Source organism: Xanthobacter sp. NM-25 (genome assembly GCF_022138605.1).
Classification (GTDB): domain Bacteria; phylum Pseudomonadota; class Alphaproteobacteria; order Rhizobiales; family Xanthobacteraceae; genus Xanthobacter.
On sequence record NZ_JACBFS010000001.1, the window covers coordinates 139,643 to 155,913 of the forward strand.

Genomic DNA, 16,271 nt, shown 5'->3' on the forward strand with positions numbered 1-16,271 from the left:
CGCGGACGGCGATACGCCCGCGCACCGGAGCGCGTCAAGGGGCTGTCTCAGCGGCAGGCCTCAGGACGGCCCGCGGCACGCCGCGGCTGCGCGGCGGTCAATCGTCCTCGGCGGACTTGCGCCGCGCGCCCTTGCGCCCTTTGAAGTCGATCCTGAGCTCAGCGCGGCTGTATTTGTTGTTGCCCTCCACCAGCTGGGTGAGCATGGCCAGGAAGGCGGGGCGGAATTCCGGCGCCAGCGGCTCCAGCAGACGCTGCTGTGCGCGCGTCATGCTGGCGTACATCTGCTCCACCAGCTCGCGCCCCTCATCGGTGAGATAGGCGTTCATGGATCGGCGATCGGTCTCCGAGCGCTCGCGGCGCACCAGCCCGCGTTCCGCCAGGCGCTCCAGCACATCGGCCACGTTGGTGCGATCGATGCCGATCTCCACCCCAAGGGAGCGCTGGTCTGATCCGGAATGCTGCAGCAGGGTGCTCATCAGCCCGTATTGCACCGGGGTGATGTTGAACGCCTTGCACTCTTCCAGGAACAGCGCCGAGTGGATCTGGTGCAGTCGCCGCACCAGAAAGCCGGGCCGCCCCCAGAGGGGAACCCGCGCCTCCGCCTCGGCCGCCGCGATCTCCGCGGCATCATCACTCCCGGAGCCAGGTTCGATCGCCTTCAACGCTGTGCCTTCCTTATGCTCCGTCCGCGCGTGGCGGGCCCGCCGGCCGCATCCCACGCGACTGCCGGGCGGCAGCATAGCCCAAACCGGGTGGCCGCCGCGCTCTCGTTTCGCACCGCCTGGCTCCATCCCGGCGGAGAGCACGGGAAACGGGCCGAGAGAGGCACGATTCATGCAGTATACCGCACGATCCGCCTTCGGAAAGAAGTGGCGGCATTCAGCCTCACAGAAGTCTCTCTTTAAAACTGGAGATAAACGAGATGCGCGAAAAGTCTGCCCTTGCGCTCCTTGCCTTCGCAATAAGCTGTATGCTGACTATATTTCCGGCATCCGCCGCGGATTTGATCCGCCTTCGGCTGGATTGGACGCCGTGGGGCAATCAGGCGCCCTTCCATCTTGCCGCCCAGAAAGGCCTATTCGCCGCCAACGGCCTCGATGTGGAGATCGTGGACGGCAACGGCTCGGTGGCCACCGTGCAGATCGTCGGCAATGGTGAATATGACGTCGGCCACGCCTCTCTCGCCCCCATGGCCATCGCCCGCGCCAAGGGCCTGCCGGTGAAGGCCATCGCCGGCTTCGTGCGGCAGAATGACATCGGCCTCCTGGTGCCGAAGGACAGCGGCATCACCAAGCCCGCCGATCTCAAGGGCAAGAAGCTGGCGTTCACCGCCGGCTCGCTGGAAGCCCCCTTCCTCGACCGCTTCCTGGCCGCCGGCGGTCTCACCCGCGCCGACGTGGACCTGGTGGCGGTGGACGCCGCCGCCAAGGCCGGCACCTATATGATGGGCCGTGCCGATGGCGCCTTCTCCTCCATCCCCTTCCTGCTGGCGGTGGTGAACACGCAGCGCCCCTCCACCGCCATCCGGTTTGCCGATTACGGGCTGGAATTCCCCTCCTTCGGCCTGTTCGCCACCGAGAAGACCATCGCCGAGAAGGGCGATGCTCTGCGCCGCTTCGCCAGCGTGGTGGCCGGCACCTGGACCTATATCTTCAATGGCCATGAAGATGAGGCCATCGCGGCGATCATCGCCGCCCGCCCGCAGGCCAAGCTCAACCCCGCTGCGCTGCGCCTGCAGATCGACACGCTGAAGACCTTCGTGAGCACCCCGGCCACCGAGGGCAAGCCCATGGGCGTGATGGCGGAGAGCGATTGGGCGCAGGCGCTGAAGGTGCTGGCCGAAGGCGGCCTGGTGCCCGCCGGCCAGTCCGCCCCCGCCTATTTCACCAACGCCTTCATCGACCCCGCCCTGGTGGCCAAGGTCGCGGCTGGCGGCCAATGAGGCCGGCTGTGACCGCCGGCACGCCCGTGGCCGAACCCATCATCGTCGCGGCGGATGTGAGCAAGAGGTTCGGGGGCGCCAATGGCGTCCTCGCCCTCGACCGCATCGGCCTCAAGATCGGCGCGGGGGAATTCGTCAGCCTGCTGGGGCCCTCCGGCTGCGGCAAGAGCACCTTTCTGCGCTGCCTCGCCGGCCTCGAAACGCCCAGCACCGGCCGCCTGGAGTTCGAGGGCGAGGCCATCGCCGGCCCGCCCGCAGGGCTCGGCATCGCCTTCCAGCGCGATGCCCTTCTGGAATGGCGCACCATTCTGGAGAACGTGCTGCTGCCGGCGGATTTCGCCGGCCTGCGCAAGACCGACTTCAAGCCGAAAGCGCAGGAGCTGCTGCGCATGGTGGGGCTGGCGGATTTTGCCCAGGCCTACCCGAGCGCCCTTTCGGGCGGCATGCGCCAGCGGGCGGCCATCTGCCGCTCGCTGCTGCTCGACCCCGATCTCCTGCTCATGGACGAGCCCTTCGGCGCCCTCGATGCCCTCACCCGCGACCAGCTCAATGTGGATCTGCACCACATCTGGCAGGCCCGGCGCATGACCACCGTGTTCGTCACCCATTCCATTTCGGAGGCGGTGTTTCTCTCCACCCGCATCGTGGTGTTCTCTCCCCGCCCCGGCCGCATCGTCGAGGACGTGGTGCTGGATTTGCCGGCAGAACGGCGGCTCGCGGTGAAGGAGACACCGGAATTCCTCAGCTACACCCGGCATTTCCGGCACCTGTTCGAGACCATGGGCCTGATCCATGACTGAGCAGCCACACGCGAAGACGGGCCCGTGATTTCAATCGCTAACGGCATGGGCCGCGTTCTTTTTCGCGACGCATGCGTCTGCCTGGCAGAGGAGCTGTGATGCCCCCATCAGATCTTTTGAAAAGCGCGCTCACACCGCTCATCGGCGCCATTTCGGCGCTGGTGTTGTGGGAAGTGGTGGTGCGCGGCACCGGCGTTTCACCGATCATGGTGCCGCCCCCCTCATTGGTGCTGGCGGACATTGCCGCCGCGCCCCTGTGGTTCGCCCAGCAGACCGCCTTCACCGCCCTCATCACCCTTGCCGGCTTTGCCAGCGCGGCGGTGTTCGGCGTGCTGTTCGCGGTGCTGATCGTGGAATGGAAGCTGCTGGACCGACTGTTGTTTCCGCTGTTCGTGGCGTTCAATTCGGTGCCCAAGGTGGCGGTGGCGCCGCTGTTCATCATCTGGTTCGGCACCGGGGCACAGCCCAAGATCGCCATCTCGTTCCTGGTGGCGGTGTTTGCCATTGTCGTGGATACGGCGCTCGGCCTGCGCTCGGTGCCCCAGGACACGCTGGATCTCGCCCGGGCGCTGCGCGGATCGCGGCTCAAGGTGCTGTGGCGCATCAAGCTGCAATGCGCCCTGCCCCACATCTTCGCCGGGCTCAAGGTCACCATGTCGCTGGCGCTGGTGGGCGCCATCGTGGGCGAGTTCGTCTCCTCTCAGCAGGGGCTGGGCTATGTCATCCTCACCGCCCAGGGCATGTTCGACACCCCGCGCGTGTTCGCCGCCCTGCTGATCCTGGCGGTGTTGGGCGTCGCTTTGATCGCCGCCATCGACGTGGCCGAGCGCTTCGCTTTGCCCTGGCGCCACCGCCGGGCGGCCGACGGCCATTGAGAGGCCTCAGTGACAAAAAGGCCCGGCAATGCCGGGCCTTTTCTTTTGCCTATACGCCTGGGCAAGGGGGCGGGGGCAACGCCGTCTCGAAGGCGGCGGCTGCCGCCAGCAGCGTTGCATCGGCATTCCAGCGGCCGACCAGCTGGACCCCCAGCGGCCCGCCGTTGGCCGCCAGCCCCACCGGCAGCGCGATGGCGGGATGGCCGGTGAGATCGAACAAAGAGAGGGCCGCCGTCCACTCCGCGCGCAGTGGGCCGGCCTCCACCCCATCCACCACCAGTGGGGCGGAAAGATCGAAATCCGCGGCCACCAGCGGCGCCGAGACACAGGGCGTCAGAATGAAATCGAACCGCGTTTCCAGCAGCCCCTGCACGGCGCGAAACAGCTGTGCCCGGCCGATCTGGGCGCGGGCGAGATCGAGGGCGCTATAGGCCCGGGCCTCCCTGATGCCGGCGGCCAGGGCCGGCGAGAGCTGCGCCAGCTCGGCGTCGCCGGCGCTGGCGAAGCGAGAGGCCCAATTGGTCTGCTGCAGAGTCTTCCAGATGGGATCGGGATGGGCGAGGCCATAGGCCTCCTCCTCCACGCGTGCGCCCAGCGCCTCCAGCACCTCCGCCGCGCGCCGGGTGGTGGCCTCCACCTCGCCGGCCACCCGGCTGTTGCCGGTGCGCAGCCACAGCAGCACCCGCGCGCCCTCCAACGGGTTGTCGCCCATGGCGAAATTCGCCGGCTCAGGTGCGCCCCGCAGACTCCAGGGATCATTGGCCACCGGCCCGGACGCCACATCCAGCCCCAGTGCCAGATCCGCCACATGCCGGGCCATCAGGCCCAGGTGGATGAAGCTGCCGAAGGCATCGGGCACCCGCTCGTGCGGCACCCGGCTCAAGGTGGGCTTGAAGCCATAGACGCCGGTGGCCGCCGCCGGCAGGCGCGCCGAGCAGCCCGCATCGGTGGCAAGGGTCAGCGGCGTCACGCCGAGAGCGACACTCGCCCCCGCGCCGGCCGATGAGCCCCCACAGGTGAGCCCAGCCGCGAACGGATTGAGGGTGAGGCCCGTCAACGGCGAGAAGCCGAGCGGGGAATGGGCAAATTCCGTAGTGGTGGTCTTGCCGATGACCACCGCGCCCGCCGCCTTCAGCCGCGCCACGGCGGCGATATCGGCCTTGGCGGGGGCCGCATCGCGGAACGATGGCGCGCCCCAGCGGGTGGGCAGGCCGGCGCTGTCGAGAATGTCCTTCACCGCCACCGGCACGCCCAGCAGCGGCCCCTGCGGTGCACCGGCGGCGATGGCGGCGTCGAGCGCATCGGCGGCGGCCAGGGCGCCTTCGTCGTCGATGACCACGAAGCAGTTGCAGGCCGCCTGGGCGGCGTGGGCGCGGGCCAGGGCTTCGCTCACACTGTCGTGCACGCTGCGGGCACCGCGCGCATGGTCCTCGGCGAGGCGGGCGGCGGCTCCGGGCGTCACCGCGATATCAACGGGACGCATGGCTCACACCGGAATGCACAAAGCGTTGTCCACCAGCAGGCTGTCATAGATGCAGGTGCGCGACTTCAGCCGCAGCCCGCTCGGCGTGCGCACGAACACGTCGTCATAGCGCCCCACCTGGTGGATGGTGGCGGCAGGGCGATCGAACAGCACCTGGAACACCACATAGTCGGCGTTTGCGGTGAAGCTGCCATCGGCCGCCTCGCGCACCGAGAGATTGCTCACCATGTGCCGCAGATAGCGCGGCGCGAACATGGCCGTCTTCTCCAGAGCGAAGGCGCGATCGCGGATCATGCCGCCGTTTTCGCAATAGATGAGCCCCACCGGCAGCCCGCGATCATGGTTCTCGCGGGAAATGATGGTGTAGAACGCATCCTCGGTGAATAGCGCCGCCCAATCGGCGAGACGCTGGCTGTCCAGTGCCGCGCAATAGCGGGCGTTGAATGCGTCCACCTCGGCCTTCAGCAGCAGCGCATCGATCAGATCGTCGCGGGTTTGCGCCGGCTTTTCCATGGTCAACATCTGGCGCTCCTCACGCAATGCCCATCACATCGCGCCAATGCTTGTACATGGCGCGAATGGCGGCTTCGGAGATCAGGGTATCGGCGGTGCCCGCCTCGGTCTCGGGATCGAGCTTCACCAGGTGCTCGCCGTCCGTCACCCGCAGCATGCCATCCTGCACGAACTTGATGGCCTCGTTGTCCTCGAGGCCGAGGAAGCCGGCGGGACCCATGAGGTTGCCCTGGCGCAGGCGATGGCGGGTCATCTCCTCATCATCGCCCTCGAAGCCGAACATGGTCCACTTCATCACGAACTCATTGGGCCCGTTGGGGATAATGTGGCGGATGCCCAGCGTGTTCATCTCCCGCTGCACGATCAGGTTCGGCCAGATGGTGGCCATGGTGACCGACCAGGGGCTGTCGAACTCGTCAATGAAGTTCATGAAGCGCGGCTCTTCGAGGCTCATGCCTTCCTTGTAGGCGCGCATCTCCTTCTTCTTGTCCTCATCCACGTTGCCGGCCTCGGACTTGGCGGAGGCCATGACCCCGTGGCGGCCGCTGGGATCGGCCAGCATCAGCGACTTGTTGCCGGCCACCAGCAGGCCGAACGTCACCAGGAAGGTGTGCAGCAAGGTGGCGTGGTAGGGGTCCTTGAGGTTCTCGTGGTAGAGCTTCCAATTGCCCGGCAGCGAATGGCGGTAATGGCCGAGCAGCTTGGGCTTGCGGCCATCGAATGTGGTCTCGAATTCGTGCATCACCTCGGGGCCGAGGTAATCGGCCAGGGGCTCCATGTCTTCGGCATAGGAGGCGAAGACGACACCGCGATGGGTCTCCACCTTCAGCTGCCGCAGGCCGTGCTCCGCCGGCTTGAAGTCCTTCGGCATGCCGCCCTTGCCATCCACCCCCCGGCGGAACGGCACGCCCACCAGATTGCCCTTCAGATCATAGGACCACTGGTGATAGGGGCACACGAACTCCTTGGCGGTGCCGGACAATTCGCGGCAGAACTCGGCTGCGCGATGGGCGCAGCGGTTCTCGAACACGTGGATCGTGCCATCCTCGGCCCGCGACACCACCACCGGGGTGGGGCCGACGTTGGAGCGGATAAAATCGCCGGGATTCTCCACCTCGCATTCCAGCGCCACGAAATTCCAGGTGCGGCCATGGAAGATCCGTTCCACCTCGCGCTGGTAAATGGTCTCATCCGTGTAAACCCAATCGGGAATGATGGAGAGACCGTCCTTCGGCCATGCATACGTCTTGGCGAATTGGGCGGCAGGATCCGCGCTCATGTCGTCGTCCTCCGAAATCGCGTCTGAATTCTCGTCATCGCACGCGGCATCCAGGGTCACCGGCCGCGCGTCATGGGCGGCCCCATCGAAGGGGGCCTCGGCGTCCAGCTCCGCGCGGGCGGCGCGGATGGCGGCCGGATCGTCGACAGCGAGCACCGCCGTCACCCGCCCGCTCTGGGGGTCGAGAGTGCGATAGACCGCACCGGCGGCCGCATCTGGCCCGCTCACCACCACTGCATCGTCAGGTGCGGTGATGCCCAGCATCTGAATGTTGAAGCCGAACTGATCGCTCCAGAACCAGGGCGCCTTGGCCTCGGCCGCACCGGCCACACCGGCGATGGAGCGGCCCGCGGCCGCGCCCTGCTCTTCCGCATTCTGCCAACTCTCCAGCCGGCGCGCACGCCCCCGCAAGGGCGTGGCATGCAGGGCGCAGTCGCCGGCGGCCCAGATGCCTTCGACGCTGGTGCGCGCTTCGCCATCCACCACGATGCCGCCATCGACAGCGCAACCCGCCGCCTCGGCCAGCGCCGTCTCCGGCTCGAGGCCGACGCCGACCAGCACCACATCCGCCATCACCGGCCCGGCCGATGTGGCGATGGTGAGGTGTGCAGCCTCCTGGGTGATCCCGGTCACGGCCGTATCGCGACGGATGGAGACGCCCGCCCGCTCCGCCACCTGGCGAAACACCGCACCCAGAGGGGCCGGCAGCAAGCGGGCCATCAGCTCCGGCTCGCGCTCCAGCAGCACCACCTCCGCACCGCGCGCGACGGCGGCGGAGGCCAGTTCCAGGCCGATGAAGCCGCCGCCGATAACCGCCACCCGCCCGGCGCCCTTGAGCGCCATGGCGATCGCCTGCGCATCCTCCAGCGTCCGCAGATAATGCACCCCCGGCAGATCGCCGCCGGGCGCGGTGAGGCGCCGCGCCCGCCCGCCGGTGGCGAGCAGCAACGCGCCATAGGCGAGGGCCGCGCCATCGCTCAGCGTGACCGTACGGGCCACAGGATCGATCGCCGTGGCCCGCACCCCGAGATGCAACGTGACGCCCAGCGCCTGCGCATCGGCGGGCGACAGGCGCATGCAGCTGGCCGCATCGAACCCCTCCGCCAGGGCCGCCTTGGACAAAGGCGGCCGCTCATAAGGAGCGTGGCGCTCTTCGCCCACCAGATGGATGGGTGCCGCGAATCCCGCGGCGCGCGCCGCACGAATGGCAGCGGCAGCCGCCTGCCCCGCGCCGATAATCACCAGCGGCAGCGCTGCGGAGGCCCCCTCGGAATGCGCACCGGCGGCCGGGCATTCGGCCGCGCTATTAGGATGTATACCGCTTATTTCGAGATCCACATAGACATCCCCGCCCTCCACCTTCACGGCATAGGTTGCAAGGTCGCGGGTGAGCGGGGCGCACAGGGCCCGGCCGGTGCGGATGTCGAACACGCCCTGGTGCAGGGGGCATTCGATGGTGCCATCCTCCACCCAGCCATCCTTGAGGAACGCCAACGCATGGGTGCAGATGCCGTGGGTGGCGAACACCTCCGCGCCGAAGCGGTAGAGGGCGATCGGGGTCGCCTCCAGCTCCACACCCACCACGCCGCTGTCGCGCAATGATTCCAGGGCGGCAACCCTCTGCCAGGCCATCCCCATGCTCCAGAGTGATTTCGGATTTTACTCAGTATACTTTCTATTTGATCCAAAACAAGGCCGGCAACGGCCGACGTCAGCTTTTTCTGCCGGCAAACCAGCCTTTGAGCATCGCCTTCAGCATCTGCCACACGCTCAGGGACGCCGGCGCCTCGGCCATCGGCGCGCCGGAGAGCTGGGCGGAGAGGTTACCGGCGAAGACGCCAGCGAGGTGCCCCACCAGATTCTGCACCAGCGCCCCGCGGGAGAACTGGGCCAGCGGCCCGGCGATGCGATAGCGCAGGGTGACATCGAGAGCGCTGCCCTCCCCTTCCGGCGCCAGGGCAAAGGCAATCTCGCCCTTCACCTGCGAGCCGGACCCGCTGTCGCGGCCGGCGCCGGAGACCGTTCCGGTCTGCGCCGCATCATCGAAATCCACGGTGGCGTCACCACCGAAGGCGGCCTTGATGGGGCCGAACTTCACCACCATGCGGCCTTGCAGCGCCTTGCCATCGAAGGCGGTCACCTCGGCGCCAGGCAGGCAGCGGGCAAGCAGGTTCATGTCTTTCAACGCCGGCCACACCTGTGCGGGCGGGGCGGGAATGTGGACCCGCTGGCTCAGCGCGGTCCAGCCCTCCTTGCCGGCGGGCGCCGCCGCCCCTTCCGCCACCGAGCGGGCGAGTGCCAGCGACGGGGAGGCGGAAGCCGAAGGTGCTGGCGCCACCTCGGCCACCGCCTCCACGGGCGCCACGGCAACGGCACCCCCGCGGGCCGTCTTGCCGCAAGCGACGGAATGCACCGCATTCACGATGCCCACATAGCCGGTGCAGCGGCACAAATTGCCGCTCAACTCCTCGCGGATGGTGCGCTCGGAACAGGCCCCGAGGCGGGTGACGATATCCCGCGACGACATCAGCATGCCCGGGGTGCAGAAGCCGCACTGCAGAGCATGGTTGGCCGAGAACGCCTCGCGCAGCTCGCCCATCACCACATCGCCATCGAATCCCTCGATGGTGCGGATGTCGGCGCCGTCGCAGGCGGCGGCGGAAGCGATGCAGGAGCGCTGCGGCTTGCCATCGATGAGCACGGTGCAGGCGCCGCACACCCCCTGCTCGCAGCCCAGATGGGTGCCGGTGAGGTTGAGTTCCTCGCGCAGAAAATCGGCGAGCTGGGTGCGCGGTTCCACCTGCGCGCTCACGCGCCGGCCGTTCACCGTGAGGGTAATGGCGTTCATGCTCCCACCTCGTTCAATGCGCGCGCCACCGCCGCCCGATGCATGGCGCGGAAGCTCGCGGGATGGCCCGCCAGCGCCGCCTCCACCTCCTCATCCGCCACGCGTTCCACCGGCTCGCCCTTGAGCAGGGCGGCGGACGTTGCTTCCAGCACCACCGGCGGTGCCTCGATGGCCCCGCACACCACGCGCGCAAGGCCCGCCTCGCGATCCAGCACCACCGCGCCGATGGCCTGGGCGAATTCGCCGGTCTTGCGGCACACCTTGTGGTAGCCGGCGCGCGCGGTGGCGGAGAGCACCGGCACCTGCACCGCACTCAAAATCTCGTCGTCAGCCAGGCTGGTGGTGTAAGCGGCGATCATGAAATCGCCGAGGCGCGACAGGCGCGTTCCGCCCGCCCCAGTGATGACGAGCCGCGCATCCAGCACCGCCATGGTGGACACCCAGTCCGCCGCCGGGTCCGCATGGGCGAGGCTGCCGCCGATGGTGCCGCGGTTGCGCACCGCCCGATAGGCGATGCCATGGGCCACCCGGGCCATGAGGCCGGCGGTGACATCCGGCACCACTCCATCCTCGATCTCGCCATGGGTCCAGCCGGCGCCGATTTCCAGGTGGGTATCGCTGCGCTTCAGCGCGCGCAGCGCCTCCACCCGGCGCAGGTCCACCAGCAGGCTGGGGCGCGCCAGGCGCAGGTTGAGCATGGGGCCGAGGGAGCAGCCCCCCGACACCGCCTTCGCCCCCTCGTGCGCGCCGAGGGCGGCCACCGCATCGGGCAGGCTGGTGGCAAGGGTCAGGTCATAGGCGGCGGGCTTCATGCGGCGCTCCTGGCGGCAGCGATGGCGTCGAGCACGCGCTCGGGCGTGGCCGGGATCTCGTTCACGGTCGCCCCGAAGCCCTTCAGCGCGTCATTGATGGCGTTGACCAACGCCCCGGCCGGGGCAATGGCGCCGCCCTCCCCCACGCCCTTGATGCCGTGGGCCGAGAAGGGCGAAAGCGTCTCGGTATGGGAAATGCGCACCTTGGGCAGCTCGGTGGGGCCCGGCAGCAGATAGTCGATAAGGGTCGAGGCCAGCGGCTGGCCCTGCGCGTCGTATGTGCTTTCCTCGAACAGGGCGCTGCCGATGCCCTGGGCGACACCGCCATAGGCCTGGCCTTCGACGATCATGGGGTTCACCATGCGTCCGCAATCCTCCACCACCACATAGTCGAGGATCTCAGTGGCCCCCGTGGCCGGGTCCACCGCCACCACTGCCGCATGGGTGGCATAAGAGAACAGGCCGGTGTCGACGTCCGGCTTATAGCCTTCAGTGACCTCGAGGCCGCCGGTCTCCACCCCGTCGGGCAGCACTTCCGGCGTGAGATACCAGGCCCGCGCCACCTCCTCCAATGTCAGGGAAGCATTGCGGCCTTCCACCGCGCCATTCTCGAAGCGGATCTCTTCCGGCGCGCACTGCATGAGGTGGGCGGCGAGCAGACGCACCCGCTCCGCCAGCTTCTCCGCCGCCTTGGAGACGGCGCCGCCGGCCATGACGATGCCGCGCGAGGCATAGGCGCCGGTGGAGAAGGGCGTCGCCGCCGTATCCCCCAGCACCACCCGGATCTTCGAGACCGGCAGGGTTAGAATTTCGCTCGCCACCTGGGCGAGGGTGGTCTCCAGGCCCTGGCCGATGGTGTGGATGCCCGCCTTCACATCCGCACTGCCATCGGGATTGAGGCGGATGGTGGCCTGCTCGTAGCCCGGCACCAGGGGCGTGCCCCAGGAGGCGAATACCTTGGTGCCGTGGGCGGATTGCTCCGTATAGGTGGAAAAGCCCACGCCGATCAGGCGGCCATCGACTTCGCCCGTCTGCTGGCGGACGCGCACCGCATCGAGAGCGATCATCTCCCGGGCGGTGGCGAGGGAGGCCTGATAGTCGCCGCTGTCGTAGTATTTTTTGGTGATGTTGGTGTAGGGCATGGCGCTGGCGGGAACGAGGTTCTCCATGCGCACGTCCGCCGCCTCGCGCCCCACGGCGGCGGCGATGGCATCAATGGTGAGCTCCATGGCGAAGCACACGCCCGGCCGCGCCACGCCGCGATAGGGCGCGAAGGGCGGCTTGTTGGTGGCCACCGAATAGGTCTTGCAGCGATATTGCGGCCAAATATACGGCCCCGGCAGATTGCCGCCCGCCTGCGCCGCCTCCAGGCAGGCGCTGAACGGCCAGACCGAATAGGCCCCCACGTTCACGCACACCTCGGCATCGAGCGCGAGCAGCTTGCCCCGCTCGTCCGCATAAGCGGTGATCACATATTCATGCTCACGGGCATTGGCGCCGGCGGTGAGGTGCTCGCGCCGATCCTCGATCCAGCGGAACGGGCGCTTCAAAGTGAGAGCCAGCCACGCCACCAGCACTTCCTCGGGCTGCAGCAGGCATTTGTAGCCGAAGCCGCCGCCCACATCCGGCGGGGCGATGCGGATCTGCGCCTGCGGCAGGTTCAAGGTCTCGCTGAGGCCGGTGCGGATCATGTGCGGCACCTGGGTGGAGGTGTGCACCACCAGCTGGTTCGCCTGGAAATCCCAATAGGCCAGCACCCCCTTGCCTTCCATGGGGTGCATGCACTGGCGGGCGGTGCGAAAGCGCTTTTCGACACGGATGGGCGCTGTGCGCGCCACCTCGTCCACCCCGCCGCTGTCGAAGCTCGTCTGCAGAAAGAGATTGTCGCCCCAGGCCTCGTGCACCAGCGCGGCGCCGGCGGCGCGGCCGCTGTCGCAATCGACGATGGCGGGCAGTTCCTCGTAGTCGAACGCCACCGCTTCGCACAGATCCTCCGCCTCGGCGCGGGTGGGGGCATAGGCCATGGCGACGATCTCGCCCACGAACCGCACCTTGTCCTTCGCCAGCGGCGGGTAGGCGGACAGTTTGTAGGTGGGCAGCGTGGAGCGGGTGACGATGGCGCCGACGCCCGGCGCATCCTCCGCCGCGAACACCACGTCCTCATGCCCCTGCGGCTTCGCCACCGAGAGGATGCGGGCATGGGCCACAGGGCTGCGCAGGAAGGCGACGTCGGCGAGGCCCGGCATGCGGATATCGCCGACGAAACGGCCCCGCCCCATGAGATGGCGGGCATCCTCCTTGCGCCGGACCCGCGCGCCGATCCCTTCGCCCTTGGCGGCCGGGTGCGTGGGGTTGTCAGCGGACATCTGTGCGTCGCCGGACATCTGTGCGTCGCCGGACATGGGGCAGATCCTTTCCCGTCACATCGAGAACCGGGGCGGCGGACCGCCCCGGTTGAGCAGCTCAGGTTGCCGCAAGTCTCTCAGACTTTGCGCTCGCGGCCACTGGTCTCACGGCCACACCTTTCACGGCCACTGGCCTCACGGCCACTTGGGCGCGGAGAAGCGGAAGGTGTCGAGACGATAATCGGCGACACGCATCCAGGCGTTGGATTCGTTCAGGAAGGTCTTCCAGGGCTCGTAGATCTTCTTGAACTCGGGGTTGGAGGCCGCGATTTCGAGGAAGGTCTCGGTGGTGGCCTTGTAGACCGCCTCCATCACCGGCTGCGGAAACGCCCGCAGCTCCACGCCCGCCGCAAGAAGGCGACGCAAGGCGGCCGGGTTCTTGTTGTCGTAATCGGCGAGCATCATCTGGTTCTGCTCGGTGGCCGCCACCTCATAGGCCGCCTTGTAGGTGGGCGGCAGAGCGTCCCAGGCTTCCTTGTTCACCAGCGACGTGATCTGCGACGAACCTTCCCACCAGCCGGGGGTGTAATAGAATTTGGCCACCTTGTAGAGGCCGAGCTTTTCGTCGTCATGGGGGCCCACCCACTCCGCCGCATCGATGGTGCCGCGCTCCAGCGAGGGATAGATGTCGCCCGGCGCGATCTGCTGCGGCACCAGGCCGAGCTTGCTCATGATGCGGCCACCGAGGCCGGCGATGCGCATCTTGAGGCCCTTGAGGTCCTCGACGCTGGTGATCTCCTTGCGATACCAGCCGCCCATCTGCACGCCATTATTGCCGCAGGGGAAGGTGACCATGTTCTCCTTGCCGAACAACTCCTGGATGAGCGCCCGGCCACCGCCGAAGAAATACCAGGCGGTCTGCTGGCGGGCATTGGTGCCGAAGGCGAGGCCGCCGTCGAAGGCATAGGCGGGGTTCTTGCCGGTGAAGAAGGAGGTGAGGGTGTGGCTGCACTCCACCGTCTTGTTTTTGGTGGCATCGAACACCTGCAGCGCGCCGACGATCTCGCCGGCCGCGAACGGCGTGACCTCGAACTTGCCGCCGGTGAGCTCGCCGATGCGCTTGCACATGGCTTCGGCCGAGCCATACATGGTGTCGATGCTCTTCGGCCACGACGTGGCCATGCGCCACTTGATGCTGGGCTCGCTCTGGGCGATGGCGGGAGCCGCCACCACCGTGGCAGCGGAACCGGCGGCCACGGTGGTCAGGAATTGACGTCGCTTCATCTGAATCCCTCTCGATGGTCTTGTCGCGCGGCCGTTCAAGGCCTTGTTGTGGAAGGCAAGGTTTTATCTTTGGCGCCGTGCGTGCGGCGCCTGTTGTTGGCCGCCAAGGCGGCAGAAACTCTTGAGGTTCGGCGCGCGCCGTCCATGGTCAGAACCCCGCGCCCGGTTTCGGCAGCCCGCCGGCATCGGGCATGCCGAACGGATCATTCTTGGCTCCGCCGCCCAGGCTCGCCGGGCCGTCGAGAGCATCGAGCTGGCGCTGGGCGGCGGCCGGATCCACCGTCGAGGCCGCGCTCTTGTAGTGCATGACCAGCGATGGAAAGAGCACCACCACGCCCACCATCAGAAGCTGGACGATGACGAAGGGAATGGCGCCCCAATAGATCTGCGCGGAGGTCACCGGCTCCATGCGCCGGCGGGTGACCTTGTCGAGATACGGTACCTTCGGCGCCACCGAGCGCAGGTAGAACAGCGCGAAACCGAACGGCGGATGCATGTAGGACGTCTGCATGTTCACGCCCAGGATCACCCCCAGCCAGATCAGATCGATGCCCATCTTCTCGGCGGCCGGCGCGATCAGCGGAATGATGATGAAGGCGAGCTCAAAGAAATCCAGGAAGAAGGCCAGGAAGAAGATGAGCGTGTTGATGAACAGCAGGAAGCCGACCTGCCCACCCGGCAGGCTGGTGAGGAGATGCTCCACCCACAGATGGCCGTTGATGCCGTAGAAGGTGAGCGAGAACACCCGCGCGCCGAGCACGATGAAGATGGCGAAGGCGGAGAGCTTCGCCGTGGCCTGGGTCGCATGGGTCAGGATGGAAAGACTGAAGCGCTTCGGATTGTTCTCCAGCCGCCGCTTCAACGCCGCCAGCACGATGGCACCCACCGCGCCCATGGCGCCGCCCTCGGTCGGCGTCGCCACGCCGATGAAGATGGTGCCGAGCACCAGGAAGATCAGCAGCAGCGGGGGCACCATCACGAAGGTGATCTGCTCCGCCAGCCGCGACACCAGCCGCACCCCGGTGAAGCGCTCCACCACGCCCACCACGAACGCATAGACTGCGCCGGCCCCGACCACATCCGCCAGCACCTGCAGGGTGGCATGCCCGCTCTGGCCCGCCAGCACGTAAAGCCCCACCAGAACCGCCGTCAGCGCCGCCGAAAGCCCGATGCGCCGCGCCCCGAGGAAGCGGTTGAGCAACGCGCAGACCAGCGCCACCACGGTGCCCGCGCAGATGGAGAGGATGACGAAATCGGCACCCGCCTTCACCCCCGTCTGCTTCATGATGGCGACGGCCACCACGCCCGAGAACAGGGCCAGCAGCCCCACCTGCCAGGAACCCCGGGCCCCCGACGGCTCGCGATTGGTGATCGCTTCCGGCGGCAGGCCGGGCGCCATTTTCGGGAAGATCAGGGTCACCAGGAAGACGAACAGCGCATAGATGCCGGTGAGCACCAAGCCGGGCAGGAAGGCGCCCTCATACATGTCACCCACGGAGCGGCCCAGCTGGTCCGCCATCACGATCAGCACCAGCGAGGGTGGAATGATCTGCGCCAGCGTGCCCGAGGCGGCGATGACGCCGGAGGCCAGACGCCGGTCATAGCCATAACGCAGCATGATGGGCAGGGAGATGAGGCCCATGGAGATCACCGAGGCGGCCACCACGCCGGTGGTGGCGGCGAGCAACGCCCCCACGAAGATCACCGCATAGGCCAGGCCACCACGCACCGTGCCGAACAGCTGCCCCACCGTTTCCAGCAGGTCTTCCGCCATGCCAGAGCGCTCGAGGATGAGCCCCATGAAGGTGAAGAAGGGGATGGCCAGCAGCACTTCATTCGACATGGTGCCGAACATGCGATCCGGCAGCGCCTGCAGCAGCGGCCACGACAGCGTGATGCTGTCGGATGCATAGGGCGACAGCTCCACCGCGATGACGAAGAAGAGCAGGCCATTGGCCGCCAGCGCGAACGCGACCGGATACCCGAGCAGCATGAAGACGACGAGCGTCGCAAACATGATCGGCGCGAGATTTTGGGCAATGAACTCGATCATTGGGCGCGGGCCTGAACATCAAAAAGAGAAATGGG

Annotated in this window: 12 protein-coding genes; 3 read left to right on the forward strand and 9 right to left on the reverse strand. The window is 67.5% G+C overall.

What is annotated here, in order from left to right; all coding sequences use genetic code 11:
- Window positions 1-97: 97 nt before the first annotated feature.
- Window positions 98-664, reverse strand: coding sequence for a MarR family winged helix-turn-helix transcriptional regulator (locus MEU52_RS00645; protein ID WP_238121890.1), 567 nt, complete (start codon window positions 662-664; stop codon window positions 98-100).
- A 341-nt stretch (window positions 665-1,005) separates the two neighbouring features.
- Between MEU52_RS00645 and MEU52_RS00650 the strand changes: the two genes are divergently transcribed.
- The 3 genes from MEU52_RS00650 to MEU52_RS00660 all read left to right on the forward strand — a co-directional run bounded on the left by MEU52_RS00650 (window position 1,006) and on the right by MEU52_RS00660 (window position 3,619).
- Window positions 1,006-1,944, forward strand: a complete 939-nt coding sequence (locus tag MEU52_RS00650) for an ABC transporter substrate-binding protein (RefSeq protein WP_238121889.1) — start codon at window positions 1,006-1,008, stop codon at window positions 1,942-1,944.
- An 8-nt stretch (window positions 1,945-1,952) separates the two neighbouring features.
- A complete protein-coding gene (locus tag MEU52_RS00655) occupies window positions 1,953-2,744 on the forward strand; it encodes an ABC transporter ATP-binding protein (RefSeq protein WP_238121888.1) in 792 nt (263 codons plus the stop codon).
- 98 nt (window positions 2,745-2,842) lie between these two features.
- Window positions 2,843-3,619 carry an ABC transporter permease gene (locus MEU52_RS00660; protein WP_238121887.1) on the forward strand — a complete coding sequence of 259 codons (777 nt, stop codon included), beginning with the start codon at window positions 2,843-2,845 and terminating at the stop codon, window positions 3,617-3,619.
- Between the two features lie 49 nt (window positions 3,620-3,668).
- Here the strand turns inward: MEU52_RS00660 and MEU52_RS00665 are convergent, their stop codons facing one another.
- The 8 genes from MEU52_RS00665 to MEU52_RS00700 all read right to left on the reverse strand — a co-directional run bounded on the left by MEU52_RS00665 (window position 3,669) and on the right by MEU52_RS00700 (window position 16,236).
- Window positions 3,669-5,102, reverse strand: a complete 1,434-nt coding sequence (locus MEU52_RS00665; protein WP_238121886.1) for an amidase — start codon at window positions 5,100-5,102, stop codon at window positions 3,669-3,671.
- Between the two features lie 3 nt (window positions 5,103-5,105).
- The gene (locus MEU52_RS00670) at window positions 5,106-5,624 is read right to left on the reverse strand and encodes an aromatic-ring-hydroxylating dioxygenase subunit beta (RefSeq protein ID WP_238121885.1); all 519 of its coding nucleotides are present in this window, start codon (window positions 5,622-5,624) and stop codon (window positions 5,106-5,108) included.
- A gap of 10 nt (window positions 5,625-5,634) precedes the next feature.
- Window positions 5,635-8,526, reverse strand: coding sequence for an FAD-dependent oxidoreductase (locus MEU52_RS00675; RefSeq protein WP_238121883.1), 2,892 nt, complete (start codon window positions 8,524-8,526; stop codon window positions 5,635-5,637).
- A 79-nt stretch (window positions 8,527-8,605) separates the two neighbouring features.
- Entirely contained in the window at window positions 8,606-9,742 is a 1,137-nt protein-coding gene (locus MEU52_RS00680; protein WP_238121881.1) for a xanthine dehydrogenase family Fe-S subunit, read from the reverse strand.
- Complete coding sequence (locus tag MEU52_RS00685; protein ID WP_238121880.1) at window positions 9,739-10,554, reverse strand: FAD binding domain-containing protein; 816 nt, start codon at window positions 10,552-10,554, stop codon at window positions 9,739-9,741. The genes MEU52_RS00680 and MEU52_RS00685 overlap by 4 nt, the downstream gene beginning before the upstream one ends.
- Entirely contained in the window at window positions 10,551-12,938 is a 2,388-nt protein-coding gene (locus MEU52_RS00690) for a xanthine dehydrogenase family protein molybdopterin-binding subunit (protein WP_443266042.1), read from the reverse strand. The genes MEU52_RS00685 and MEU52_RS00690 overlap by 4 nt, the downstream gene beginning before the upstream one ends.
- A 156-nt stretch (window positions 12,939-13,094) precedes the next feature.
- Window positions 13,095-14,183, reverse strand: a complete 1,089-nt coding sequence (locus tag MEU52_RS00695; RefSeq protein ID WP_238121879.1) for a TRAP transporter substrate-binding protein — start codon at window positions 14,181-14,183, stop codon at window positions 13,095-13,097.
- Window positions 14,184-14,331: 148 nt separating this feature from the next.
- A complete protein-coding gene (locus MEU52_RS00700; protein WP_238121877.1) occupies window positions 14,332-16,236 on the reverse strand; it encodes a TRAP transporter large permease in 1,905 nt (634 codons plus the stop codon).
- Window positions 16,237-16,271: the final 35 nt, after the last annotated feature.

Excerpts from the sequence above, each read along its gene's own strand:
- MEU52_RS00660 (WP_238121887.1), top strand. The coding sequence starts at position 2,843 with ATGCCCCCATCAGATCTTTTGAAAAGCGCGCTCACACCGCTCATCGGC.
- MEU52_RS00665 (WP_238121886.1), bottom strand. The coding sequence starts at position 5,102 with ATGCGTCCCGTTGATATCGCGGTGACGCCCGGAGCCGCCGCCCGCCTC.
- MEU52_RS00670 (WP_238121885.1), bottom strand. The coding sequence starts at position 5,624 with ATGTTGACCATGGAAAAGCCGGCGCAAACCCGCGACGATCTGATCGAT.
- MEU52_RS00675 (WP_238121883.1), bottom strand. The coding sequence starts at position 8,526 with ATGGCCTGGCAGAGGGTTGCCGCCCTGGAATCATTGCGCGACAGCGGC.
- MEU52_RS00680 (WP_238121881.1), bottom strand. The coding sequence starts at position 9,742 with ATGAACGCCATTACCCTCACGGTGAACGGCCGGCGCGTGAGCGCGCAG.
- MEU52_RS00685 (WP_238121880.1), bottom strand. The coding sequence starts at position 10,554 with ATGAAGCCCGCCGCCTATGACCTGACCCTTGCCACCAGCCTGCCCGAT.
- MEU52_RS00690 (WP_443266042.1), bottom strand. The coding sequence starts at position 12,938 with ATGTCCGGCGACGCACAGATGTCCGCTGACAACCCCACGCACCCGGCC.
- MEU52_RS00695 (WP_238121879.1), bottom strand. The coding sequence starts at position 14,183 with ATGAAGCGACGTCAATTCCTGACCACCGTGGCCGCCGGTTCCGCTGCC.
- MEU52_RS00700 (WP_238121877.1), bottom strand. The coding sequence starts at position 16,236 with ATGATCGAGTTCATTGCCCAAAATCTCGCGCCGATCATGTTTGCGACG.